This window comes from Pantoea sp. Ft-CA_14, from assembly GCF_024520875.1.
GTDB classification, from domain to species: domain Bacteria; phylum Pseudomonadota; class Gammaproteobacteria; order Enterobacterales; family Enterobacteriaceae; genus Pantoea; species Pantoea agglomerans.
The window spans coordinates 421231-433167 of sequence record NZ_JALNPM010000001.1; the positions used below are offsets into that span (position 1 = coordinate 421231).

Sequence of the window (11937 nt, forward strand, 5' to 3'; positions counted from 1 at the left end):
ATTAAAGGTCTGTTTCTGTAAATACACTATCAGAAATAGATAGCCCGGGGAATTTAGTGCCTGCTTATTTTATTACCTGACGAAATGAATACTGGATTAAATCAGGTGAATCCTCTCACCTGCATTATCTGTAATAAGTAAAATCAATCTGGAGAGTCATCATGCGAACCAACACATTACTATCTGCCAAAGCTCAGAATCAATGGCTTCATTCTTACTACTATATTCGTGCGGCGGGATCGCTTGTCTGGATTACCCTTGCGGTACTGATAGGAAAAAATAATCCCGCGACTGGTGCTGTTCTGCTTGTTCTCTATCCGGCATGGGATGCTATCGCGAATTATCTGGATGCCAGTCGATCCGGCGGATTGTCAGTTAACCCCCCCCAGAAATTTAACTTTATCGTCAGCCTGCTTGTCGCCGCTGCTATTATCTGGGCGCTCTCTATCAGTATGAATGCCACCATTAAAGTTTTTGGGCTGTGGGCCATATTTTCAGGTGTACTGCAGCTCTCGGCGTCCGTTCGTCGCTGGAAACAGGCTAATGGACAGTGGGCAATGATATTAAGCGGCGCGCAATCTGCATTAGCGGGTGTGTTTATGTTTAAACAGGCGAGCAGTAATATGGCTCTGGATGTGACCACGGTTGTGCCTTACGCGGCTTTTGGCGTCTTCTATTTCCTGATTTCGGCCATCACCCTGACCATAAAAAAGAGTCGTCGAAACAGGGCTCACTGCTGAACCCTAAAACTGGCGGTTTAACGGCCACTCATAATCTGGCGGCTAATAGCATTTCGCCGTCAGTCTGACCCACAATTAAATCAGGTTAATGTCAGAGGTGAAGCAATGTGTTCTCATGATCATCAGGCAGAGCTCTTCTCGTATCGGCTGACGATCGATAATCTCGATGCTGCGCTTATCCATATCCTTGCTGAGCGTTTCCGCTGCACGCATAAAGTGGGTGAGCTCAAAGCCGCACATCATCTGCCAGGAACTGACACAGGCAGAGAAACCCTGCAGTTCACCCGATTCAGAGAAATCGGGCAGAGTGCAGGTCTTGACGCGAATTTTGTGGAAGGATTTATGCGCACAATTATTGATGAAGTGGTCCGCAGGCACGGGGAAGTGAAAGCATCTCACACGGAGAGACCGGCCTGAGAAGCGGCGACCTGAGCGACATGACGTTCAGATCAGCATCCTGTCTGCAAGGTCCAGCAAGGCGCGCAGGCGGTCCATATGACGCAGATCCTGATGGTATCCGACCCAGATATCCCGTGAAGGTGGAAAATCGGACGTTGCTATGCGCTGCAGGCCAGGTGTGGTATCACCCAGCGGTTGAGGCAGTACGGCGACGCCCATTCCCCGCAGGCACATCTGTGCCTGCACAGCCCGGCTTGTGCTTTTAAAGGCAGGTCGTGACTGCGGAAACTTCTCCAGCAGCCAGGCGACGTCAGGAAAATGTGACTGTCCGGTATTCATCAGGATCAAACCCACCGATGAGGGCTCTGTCAGCAGCGCCTGTGCCGTTTCTGGCGTCCCGTAAAGCGCGTAGGGCACACTCATCAGGCGGCGCTGGACGATATCCGGATCGGTAAAGGGAACGATACGAAACGCGACGTCCGCATCACGGCGCGACAGATCAAGCAGGCGGAAACTGGCAATCACCTCCGGCACAATTGCCGGATGACGGCGCGTCAGTTCACTCAGCACGGGTGCCAGTACAGTGTTAGTAAACCATTCTGCGGCGGAGATGCGCAGTATTCCTTCAAGACGGTCGTGATTACCCGCCAGACGTCGCTCCAGTGCCAGCGCGGAATTTTCCATCGCCTCTGCCAGTTTCATGACGCCATCACCGGCATCGGTCAGCACCAGACCTTCTTTTGTGCGACGGAACAGCGCCTGCTGCGCCTCATCCTCCAGTGCTTTAATGCGGCGTCCGACCGTCGGATGACTTACGCCCAGACTCAATGCCGCCTTGCCGAACGAGCCGTTACGGATTACGGCAAGAAAGACCTGAACATCTCCCCACTCCATACGCTGAACCCACCGTTCAAAAATGAACGGCCAATATACAAAAGTGTCAGTTCTCAAACAACTTGGCAGGTATCACCATAGGTTCTTTCACTCCGTCGCCTCAGGCGGCTCTTACAGGAAGCGAAAGTATGAACAGACTCAAAGGCAAAGTTGCCCTCGTTACCGGTGGTTCAAAAGGTATAGGCGCCGGGATTGCCCGCCAGCTGGCTGCTGACGGTGCAGACGTTGTCATCAATTACCTCTCAGACAGAAACGGGGCAGAAAAGGTAGTTGCGGCGATTGAAGCTGCTGGCGGAAAGGCAACGGCCGTCGCGGCGGATGTCACCCGCCAGCCAGAGGTTGAGTTACTCATTAACACCACACTCGAATTTTTCGGACGGCTGGACATTGTGGTGAACAACGCCGGTGTTTATCAGTTTGCCAGCATTGAGGAAAGCACCGAGGCGCTTTACCGCAGGCAGTTCGACATCAATGTGCTGGGCCCCTTACTGGTCAGCGCCGCAGCCGTGCCGCACCTGGGTAAAGGCAGCAGCATCATCAACATCAGTTCGTTCGTCACCCGCGTTTTTCTTGCGGAGAGCGCCATTTATAGCGGGGCCAAAGGCGCGATCGACGCCATCACCGGTGTGCTTTCCAGAGAGCTGGGCCCCCGGCAAATCCGCGTCAATGCAGTCAATCCTGGCCTGATCGAAACCGAAGGAAGCCATAGCGCTGGTGCGATGAACTCAGACTTCCAGAGATGGAATGAGGAGCAGACGCCGCTCGGCCGCATCGGACAGGTGAAGGACGTTGCGCCGATCGTCTCCTTTCTCGCCTCAGACGAGGCGGCATGGATCAGCGGTGAGGTGATCCTCGCCTCCGGTGGCATGCGCTGACCGGGACGGCGTTACGTTTCAGCGGGGTGACCTGCCCTGCGAACTCAACATTCCCGATTACCACGTGTCCTTACCTGGGAAACTGTTCCATAAGGAGTGATCTATGTCGGCACACAGCATCCCGCACGCTGAGCCGCGCCGCTGGGCGATGTTTATTATCTTACTGGTCGGGGCATTCTTGCCGCCGCTCGATTTCTTTATTGTTAACGTGGCACTGCCTGCTATTCAGAATGAGCTGAGCACCACTTCCTCGGCGGAACAGCTGGTTATTTCATCCTATGCTGCTGTTTATGCCGTGACCCTGATCACCGGTGGCCGGCTGGGTGATATCTACGGTTGCGGAAAGATGTTCTTTATCGGGCTGATTGGGTTTGCTGCGGCATCGTTGCTGTGCGGTTTTGCCGGATCATCCTGGGTACTGATAGCCGGACGGATATTACAGGGCGCCACGGCTGCCATTATGGCCCCTCAGGCGCTGGCTTCTGTACAGGTCATTTTTCCCGAAGCGGAGAGACCCTTAGCACTGAGTATCTATGGCGCGGTGTTTGGTCTGGCCTCTGTGATCGGACAGGTCCTGGGTGGGATCCTGATTTCAGCCGACCTGTTCCATCTGGGATGGCGGGCGATTTTTTTGGTTAACCTGCCAGTGGCACTCCTGGTCGTTCTTTTTGGTCTGCCGCTGCTGAAAGAAACGCGGGCGCGGGTGGCGCAGCGGCTTGATCCTGTAGGTACACTGCTGGCCACATTAACGCTAAGCGCGCTGATCGTACCGCTGATTGAAGGGCGTGAAGCGGAATGGCCCTGGTGGACGTGGATGTTATTGCTTACCTTCCCGCTGCTGGCCGTGCTGTTATGGCGCTATGAGCAACGGCTCAGCCAGAAGGGCGGATCGCCCCTGCTGGATCCGGACGTATTACGCGCCCCAGGGCTGGGGCAGGGACTCGTAATTGTTTTACTGTTTTATTCCATTGGCACCTTCTTCCTTCTGTTTTCGGTTTATCTGCAGGGCGCACTGCATTTAAATGCGCTGAGCGCAGGCACGATTTTTCTGCCGTTTGGCGTGGGTTTTCTGATCGGTCCGTTACTGACGCCCTGGCTGAGGCGATTTACCGGTCATTACCTGAGCGCAATCGGGATGGGATGTGAAACCGCCGGGCTGGCGGGCATGGCAGGATTGATTGCCATGACGCTGACGGGCAAACCGCCCGCCATGCTGCCGCTCGCCGCGTTGCTTTTTGTGACCGGTATGGGGCAGGGACTGGCGATGCCAACTTTGGTGCGGATGGTTACGGGCCAGGTCGCGCCATCGTTCTCAGGCATGATTGCGGGAATAACCAGCGCCACCTTACAGATCAGCACGGCGCTTAGCGTCGCCGTGATTGGCGGCATTTTTTACAGCATGCTGGGCAGCAGTCACAGCGGCGCAGCCATTACCCATGCCTTTATTGTTGCGCTTCTCACAATGGCCGCCTGCTTGGCTATCGGGGCTGCGCTGAGTACACGACTTATCCGGCACGGCCCGGAGAGTTTCGCGAGCCAGGCCCGCGAATCCCAACGATAACATGACAGCCTCAGCTGGCTGCGAGGCAGCAGCCAGTTGATAAGCCCGCTGTCTTCGCTTACATGGTGCACCGCCTGTGCATTGGAATCTGATTGCTTCGTCATCATTTCACACGCAATATCAGGATGCTGGCTATGCAGTATGTAAAATCAGCCCGCTTTTACCAGCCGCATATGCTGATGGTTCGTCAGCAGATGACTGCGGCCGCAGCAGGATTTGAAAGTCTGTCGACGTTTAATCGGGAGTTTAAATGTCGGTCTGGCCGGTCTCCGGCAGAGAAGATAAAACACATGTAGCGTCATTTTTCTGTTGCGCCCGTACAGCAAACGCCGGTATTTGTATCATCGCCTTAGTAAGACGGGCATTGAATTTCTGGCTATTTCAGGGATAGCAAATCTGATAGCCGCTTTGTGCCAGATGTGAGCGTAAGGATTGCAGTCATCTTTTTTATTTATTGTTAAAAGACAGGGCCTGGTAAGAGGGTTAAAAGGTTGAGGCGCGATAGTGGTGTTTATGTAGTTAAAGAAAAAGTAAATTAACGGATTTTCTAAGAGATGGCATTATCCGGCCCGGCTTCCCGTGCGTAATGGATAATGACGTTTAACGACTATTTATTTTTCCCTGTCAAGGGGGCGCCGTCAGTCTTCATCTATTTTCCACGTGAGGTCGATGAGGAGGAACGTAAAGAGTCAAATGCCGGGTAGTCTTGCGAGCTCTGCTAAAGGGCTATAAGTAGATTATCTCACTGGCAATCAGTGTTATGCTAACGATGCAGTTAAATGGGGTAAATCGCTGATGCCAGTCCGGTAATCATACCCCCGGTAGTCAGGTGACGATAGCCAGGGATAAAATAATCAAGAACCTTTTTCTGAGTCAGGCAGAGTAGTCAGAAACAAGCGCTGGCGGAGTCCACTTTTCGCTTCTGACAGACCTCATCTGTATCGCAGGATTTATAACTATTATCCTCTTTTAGCCACAATCCGCATTTCCACCAGTGCATTCTCCGGGATAAATTCCGACACGCCTATGGCAGACCATGCCGGATAAGGCGCTTTTATATATTTATCTTTAACATGAGAAAACAGTGCGCTATGTTTTTTCAGGTCAATATGAAACGTTGTCATCTCCAGAATATGTTCATAGCCTAAACCGGCGGCTTTTAAATAAACGCCAAGCTTATAAAAGGCATCGTGAAACTGTTCTTCTGGATCCTTACTAATGGGTTTATCCTTTCGCGCTGCAGTTACACCTGACAGATACACCGTACCCTCTGCATCGATGACCGGAGAGAAGTGCCAGTCATCGAAATAATGCTTAAAGTCTTCAGGAACGATCGATTTTTTCATGCTTGCCTCAGGTTGATGATGTCATCCTATGCCGATGCTATTCAACGCTTTCATAACGTGCAAAGCGCCGCTGGCTTACTATTCATTTCTCTGACCCGGTTAACTTAATCTAAATGTATCGCCAGCATTTATCTTTTTGCGCCTGAATCAACGTCGTCATTCTGCCCGGTATGCAATGGGGACACCGCTTAGCGTCGCCGGGATGGGCGGCAATTTTTACAGCATGCCGGGCAACAGTCACAGCGGCGTAGCCATGATCCATAGCTTTATCGTTGCGCGTCACATAATGTCTGCCTGGCTGTCGGGACAGCGCTGAGTACCCGGCTTATCCGGCACGGCTCGGATTGCTCCGCGCGTCCGCCCCCGCGGATCTCAACGCTGACACAACAGGCTCAGCTGGCTGCGAGGCAGCGACCAGCAAGCCGCTAAACTCTCTGTTTTCGCTTACGTGGTGCACCGTCTATGCATCGGAATCTGATCGCGTCTTCAGTCCGGAAAGTCAGATCAGTGGCCGTCTGTTTCAGCCGTCAGCGGTTGAACGCGTAAGATCCTTCCACCAGACAATTTCCTGATTAAGGGCCGCCAGTTTTTGACCGGCTAACCCCTGGGCATCACTGCCTTACAACAGATGCGCCGGTGGCGTCGGGTTCCTCTCAACGCCAGTATGGTCTGCGCAGGCTTGCCGGAATTTCCGGATTGTTTTCCGCTTTTCGCCTCCCGTGCCTGACGAATATGCCCGAATAGCGTGTCAGGCATCATTCGGGCGCTTCATTCCATCGAACGTCCCACGCGGTCCGTAAGGAATGAGCCGGGTGTCACGGTGGTGACGTGCATGCCGATGGCGCAATATCTTTACCCTGCGTTTCTGAAATACGCTCCAGTGCAAACCTGCCGCCGCAGGAGTCGCTCAGGGGATAGTGCAACAGGGAGTCGTGCTGGCATAAAGCCAAAAATAGTCACAGCCATAAATTCCGGGTACTAATCAGCACGCAGTGAAATGACTATTCCGGGTGCTGACCAGAGACGTCGTGTTCAGCGAAATAAACCAGTTAACCGCCATGTGTTGAAAGTCCGCTCCTGGCACAAAGCGGACGTTATACCAGCTTTGTAAGAAATGAACGAAAGCTGAGAGCGATCGCGCGACAGGACTGATTATCATAGTTTCACGAATGCCAATCCAAGAGTGTAACGTGGCTGAGCTATCGAATTTTCTCCTGGCAGGCAGATTTTGCAGCAGCAATTTCATCGGCAATCTACTGCAAGGTCATTCTACCTGTTAAGGCTGGTAATAACGCTGTATCAGTCTATTTAGACTGAAATATCGAAGATTTAATGGCAATTAAGTAAACTTGCTTCTGATTATTTTTATAATTGAGTATCATTTTATAACTTCCCTGGGCTCACGCTGGTAAGTTACACTAATAGCGATTAAAACAAGCTTAGCGATTTGCTGTGTCGTATAATAATCTGAAATATTCTGGAAAATAGCTTTCTCAAAATCTGTTTTCCCGTCATTGGTATCAACAAACGCTGGCGTGCCGTCCGAAAAGTAACGAAACTCTATATGACGCCGCTTCATTTCTTTTTGCATATTGAAAAAAATACGTTTGTTTTCGCTTTCACTGCCTTCCAGCTTAGCCCAGGTCAGAAAATCATAAAAAGGCTTGAGCCTCTGATTTATGTTTTCTTTAGTAATATTCCCTGTACCAGCAACTAAAAGAAATACGGTACCACCATTTGTAATAAAATTATGACTACCATCAATATTTTCAGACAGTAAAACGGTGTTAGTATATTCTGTGAACTTACGGTGGGTATCATTATATCTTTTAGGATGGATGTCGATATCGTAAAACTTACTGCCCAGTAAAGTACCACAACCGGACAGGCTGAGTGTCATGATGAGGGCCATTATTAATCTAACAAAAAAATTACTCACTTGCATGCACCATTCAAATAAAAATATTATCGGCAAGACAAATCATAACTTTAGGGGTTTCATGCAATAGTTTTTTATTCCCTCCCATCACCTTTGATATCCAAAAAGCTTGAATCTGCTGACCTGAAAAATCATATGCTATATCGCTTCATGATAAAGTTATTATGTCGTTCTCCACCTAGACTGAAAAAGATATAATAATATTTATGTATGTATCTGGCATGAAGCGTACTGAACTGCCCCCAGTTGCTCCTTACAAACTGTTGTTAGCTACGTCCGCTTCTGGCACTAAGCAGACGTTGTGCAGGCCCATGTCCGCTATGAGCGTGAAGCGGACATAGTTACAAGCATTCTGTTAAAATTAACAGGAAGCAGGTTAATCCGCGGCTTCAATTATGCTTAATTATCTAATAAAGGCTTACGTATTTACTCATCAGGTTCCGGCTTCAGCCGGTCGGGAGGTATTTTACACAGTAACTGAGCTATCATGCCGATAATTGATTGGGGCGGGAAACTCTCCCATTGCCCAATATCAGGTTTTGCGTAAATGATATCGCCTTCGGCATAAGGTTTAGTAAACAGAGTCCATCCCATGACGGAACGTTGATTTTTATCACAATTAATTATATTGATTGTTCGTGAGCTGTTTGCGTAAACGGGAGGATGAGAACTAATACGCTTCGTTTCTTTATAATTATTGATCATATAAAATTTGCGCAAATGATTGTTTCCTTGATACATTGAAACCATCCGCAGGTCCGCATAGGAAATGGCATGATCATCTGTCAATACTTTAATCAAGCCTGCAGGTTTTTTTGCGGATGTATCAGGTGATGATGTATTTTTCAAAGCACATCCTGATAGTAAAAAAAACATAAGACATAGTAGAGTTTTCATATTAATTTTTCACCTTCAAATCAGGTCTAAACTCTGCAAGCATATCAGGCGTGACATAACCTTGAATTGAGCAAAGTAATAACGAACCATTCTTATCTTTGCTCAGAATCAAAAGCTTCTCAGTACTTTCTTTGGCGGGTGCAATACCACTTACAGCTTGATTATTGATTTTCCAGTTGCTGTCAGGCCCTTCTTTTATCATTGCCTGAGAAATAGAGTCATCGCCTGTTTTTACCCACTTCAGATGGTTAAGTGCGTTCATCACTTCTTGAGGCGAATTTTGCAAAATCATGCCCCAGTAATAAAATTTCCCGTCATTAATCACGTCGAGATCGCTGGTTTGAAGATAATAGCCTGAAATCGTCAGATTTAGTTCTTTCAAAGGCTGGGCGAACCATATTCTGCCATTACCATCGGCTGGCCCTTTGAACCATGCCAGATGATGCTCGCCTATAGCGAGAGGAACCAAACCTTTAAATTTACTTTTCTGATGATAGATTTCTTGGAAAAAACTCGCGTCGCAACGTGAAAGGCTTTTCGTTAATGTGCTGGCCTGAACAGAAGATACTGCGCATCCCATACTAAGTATCATGGCGGTTATGTATACAATTTTACTCACGTTATATCCTTATTTAGAAAAAACATTTTTTATTATCGGCACGAGTTGATGAAACTTTACAGTTTTCAATTAAATGTCTTTCATGTTGATTATGTTAGTGCAATAACAGTAAGTCTGGATCGTCATTGTCAGACTGTGACCTGCTCCCGGTAAACTAACTTACCATGATCCAAGCAAAGTCCGCCCTTGGCACATAGCGGACTGTGTATAGGCCAATGTCCACTATGAGCGAACAGCAGACGTTGACTGATGACTACTCAGTGAATTCATCGTTATTGAACATACCCTCCCGGCAACGAACTCAATCTCAATCGTTCTCAGACAGCTAGCGCTAGTTGTTGATGACGCTCTATAAATTTCGCTTTGAGGGCGCTATAGCGATGAGCATCGTTCCTGCTGACTAACACAACTGCGTGTTTTATCTCAGCATACTCTTCTGCAATGTCTTTGTTTCTTCGAAGATAATCACGGAAAGCAAGGTGTCTCAATACCTGCATATCTCCGACTGCAAACGCATGGACTTGATGACTACGCTGATCACCACCTTTAATGAAATATCTGCGCCCCGCAATCCCGTTCTCACCGCGAGCAACATACCCGGCGTGGGCCATTGCTGAATGGTACTTATCCAGTTCATTGATGTCTGAAACTTCAAGTAGCATATCAATTACGGGCTTTGCTGAGAGACCAGGAACTGACGTGCTTCCAATATGATGGACATCCTTAGCCATTCCACCGAGCAATGTTTTATCAGTAAACTTTCAGCTTCAAACATCTCAGGCCATCTATCATCGTATGGCACAACAATAATTTTCCGCATAAACCCATTCTCTCTGTCCTAAGTGTGCAACTCAACCCTGAACCCCGGCATTGCCTGCAGCCGGCGTTCCGTGGTGAAAAAACAGAGTCCACTGGCCCTCATCCGAACAAATCCAGCAAGAGGAACGTAATGCATGATGGCTGCCATCAGCGTAAAACGTCACGATAGTGAAGCAGAGGGTAACCGCAGCCCATCTCCGTAAGACAGAAATCGCTGCTGAGAATATAAGGTGCAGCCTTTTCACTTAGCAGCGACGCAATGGTCTCTGACCGGTCGACCGTCACACCTGACAGGGTGATTTCACGGAATTCAGGATGAAGAATCAGTTCCAGCCACTCCGGATCATTGCGCCTGTCGCCGTGAAGGCTGCACTCAAGCAATCTGAGCTTCTCCAGAAGCACTCTGCTTATCCTCAAGTGATTAAGCCGGACGTTCAAATTTACCATAACAGTTCATGCGCTACTTCCGCTTCTGGGACGAAGCGGACTTAAACGTTGGCCCATGTCCGCTATGAGCGAGAAGCGGACTTTTAAAAAGTAATATTTGATAGATTGATTGCAGGGAACTAAATGATTAGCATCTGCTCTTTCGGACAAAGAAAATGACTGTTAACGATTCCCTCTTCGCATTCTCTCTCGCAGCACTGTTACTTACCCTGACTCCCGGCCTTGATACGGCACTTATTCTCCGCACCGCTTGTGCTGAGGGCGGCAAAAAGGCTTTTCACGCTGCGCTTGGCATTGATGCTGGCTGTTTTGTATGGGGCGCGCTGGTCGCGTTAGGTCTTGGTGCTCTTCTGGCGGTTTCAGAGATGGCTTACACTGTGCTCAAAGTTTGTGGCGCGGTCTACCTGAGCTGGCTGGGCTTACAACTGCTGATACGTCCTCGATCTTCTTTCAGTAATGGTGATGACAACAACGTTTCTCAGGGGAGCTGGTTTATCAGAGGAATGCTGGGGAATGTGCTCAATCCCAAAATGGGCATTTTCTATGTCTCTTTTTTGCCGCAGTTCATACCAGCCGGTCACTCACCTTTAATATGGACTTTTATCCTGGTCAGCATCCACGTTGCTATCGGGACTATATGGTCAGTCACTCTCATTTTATCCACGCATTTTGCGTCAGCCGTATTGAAGAAAAGTCGCGTTGTCCGGGTGATGGACAGAGCAACAGGGGGCTTATTTTTATGCTTCGCGGCTAAACTTGCTATTAGCACGAGATAGCCCTGGACTGGCTGGCGTCGTACGCTTCTGGCACAAGCGGATTAGCGTCTGGCTAACGTACGATATGAGCGAAAAGCGGACGTCATCATATACCGGAGTTTGCATGTAACTCGCGTAAAACAATCCCCAGTGTTAATTTGTAAGTGAACCTGTTAAGCAAAACCAATGTTTGAATGGTTAGTGGATAGATCATGGGCGTAGAGTTATATATAACACGGGCTGATTTTTGGGCTGAAAATGAAGAAGCAAAAATAACTCCTGAGGAGTGGCTTTCTCTCATTGATAGTGATAACGAATTAACGATAGACCTTAAAAATGGCGATTATCATGCTTTGTGGTCGGGTGCTTCATCGCATGATGAGTCATGGCTTGACTGGAACGATGGCAATATTTACACCAAATGGCCAGACACGCAGCTATATAGAAAAATGTTAGACATTGCCGGGTTCCTCGGCGCTCGGGTAATGGACGACGATGGTAATATTTACAGCGATCCATCTGCCTGGGAATATGACCCTCCTTCTACTCCTTAACGTCCGCTCCTGGCACAAAGCGGTCTGAAACGCGGACCCATGCCTCCAGTGCGTTTTAACCTGCCACAACCTGTCAAAAAAGAGGTGAGCTT

General features: G+C 48.9%; 13 protein-coding genes and 2 pseudogenes. 8 read left to right on the top strand and 7 right to left on the bottom strand.

The window, feature by feature from the left end:
• Positions 1-161 precede the first annotated feature (161 nt).
• Both NR195_RS02045 and NR195_RS02050 read left to right on the top strand, forming a co-directional pair.
• The gene (locus NR195_RS02045) at positions 162-740 is read left to right on the top strand and encodes a DUF308 domain-containing protein (protein ID WP_061704201.1); all 579 of its coding nucleotides are present in this window, start codon (positions 162-164) and stop codon (positions 738-740) included.
• 105 nt (positions 741-845) lie between these two features.
• Positions 846-1157, top strand: coding sequence for a chorismate mutase (locus NR195_RS02050; RefSeq protein WP_073999548.1), 312 nt, complete (start codon positions 846-848; stop codon positions 1155-1157).
• A gap of 27 nt (positions 1158-1184) precedes the next feature.
• Here NR195_RS02050 and NR195_RS02055 read toward each other — a convergent pair whose 3' ends face one another.
• Complete coding sequence (locus NR195_RS02055) at positions 1185-2033, bottom strand: LysR family transcriptional regulator (protein ID WP_061704203.1); 849 nt, start codon at positions 2031-2033, stop codon at positions 1185-1187.
• Between the two features lie 128 nt (positions 2034-2161).
• Here NR195_RS02055 and NR195_RS02060 point away from each other — a divergent pair, with 128 nt between their 5' ends.
• From NR195_RS02060 to NR195_RS02070, 3 genes and pseudogenes are all read left to right on the top strand, one after another.
• On the top strand, positions 2162-2908 hold the full coding sequence (locus NR195_RS02060) for an SDR family NAD(P)-dependent oxidoreductase (RefSeq protein WP_061704204.1): 747 nt from the start codon (positions 2162-2164) through the stop codon (positions 2906-2908).
• 103 nt (positions 2909-3011) lie between these two features.
• Positions 3012-4469: an MFS transporter gene (locus tag NR195_RS02065; protein ID WP_256844004.1), complete on the top strand. Its 1458-nt coding sequence runs from the start codon at positions 3012-3014 to the stop codon at positions 4467-4469.
• A gap of 104 nt (positions 4470-4573) precedes the next feature.
• Positions 4574-4765 (top strand): annotated as a pseudogene (locus NR195_RS02070) (AraC family transcriptional regulator); the annotation flags it as partial.
• Between the two features lie 663 nt (positions 4766-5428).
• On the opposite strand, the gene NR195_RS02075 reads toward NR195_RS02070, so the two are convergent.
• A complete protein-coding gene (locus NR195_RS02075; protein WP_083069412.1) occupies positions 5429-5815 on the bottom strand; it encodes a Rid family hydrolase in 387 nt (128 codons plus the stop codon).
• A gap of 175 nt (positions 5816-5990) precedes the next feature.
• Here NR195_RS02075 and NR195_RS02080 point away from each other — a divergent pair, with 175 nt between their 5' ends.
• Complete coding sequence (locus NR195_RS02080; RefSeq protein ID WP_156475007.1) at positions 5991-6131, top strand: hypothetical protein; 141 nt, start codon at positions 5991-5993, stop codon at positions 6129-6131.
• Positions 6132-7193: 1062 nt separating this feature from the next.
• On the opposite strand, the gene NR195_RS02085 is transcribed toward NR195_RS02080, so the two are convergent.
• The 5 genes and pseudogenes from NR195_RS02085 to NR195_RS02105 form a co-directional block, all read right to left on the bottom strand.
• Positions 7194-7715 (bottom strand): hypothetical protein, encoded by a 522-nt coding sequence (locus NR195_RS02085; RefSeq protein WP_256844005.1) that lies wholly within the window; start codon positions 7713-7715, stop codon positions 7194-7196.
• 465 nt (positions 7716-8180) lie between these two features.
• A complete protein-coding gene (locus tag NR195_RS02090; RefSeq protein WP_243207468.1) occupies positions 8181-8603 on the bottom strand; it encodes a surface-adhesin E family protein in 423 nt (140 codons plus the stop codon).
• Positions 8604-8652: 49 nt separating this feature from the next.
• Positions 8653-9270 carry a hypothetical protein gene (locus NR195_RS02095; RefSeq protein ID WP_033760035.1) on the bottom strand — a complete coding sequence of 206 codons (618 nt, stop codon included), beginning with the start codon at positions 9268-9270 and terminating at the stop codon, positions 8653-8655.
• Positions 9271-9587: 317 nt separating this feature from the next.
• A pseudogene (locus NR195_RS02100) lies at positions 9588-10090 on the bottom strand (GrpB family protein).
• A gap of 146 nt (positions 10091-10236) precedes the next feature.
• Positions 10237-10536: a DUF4440 domain-containing protein gene (locus NR195_RS02105; RefSeq protein ID WP_306278129.1), complete on the bottom strand. Its 300-nt coding sequence runs from the start codon at positions 10534-10536 to the stop codon at positions 10237-10239.
• 155 nt (positions 10537-10691) lie between these two features.
• Here NR195_RS02105 and NR195_RS02110 point away from each other — a divergent pair, with 155 nt between their 5' ends.
• Complete coding sequence (locus tag NR195_RS02110; RefSeq protein ID WP_022624623.1) at positions 10692-11312, top strand: LysE family translocator; 621 nt, start codon at positions 10692-10694, stop codon at positions 11310-11312.
• 191 nt (positions 11313-11503) lie between these two features.
• The gene (locus tag NR195_RS02115; RefSeq protein ID WP_256844006.1) at positions 11504-11845 is read left to right on the top strand and encodes a hypothetical protein; all 342 of its coding nucleotides are present in this window, start codon (positions 11504-11506) and stop codon (positions 11843-11845) included.
• Positions 11846-11937: the final 92 nt, after the last annotated feature.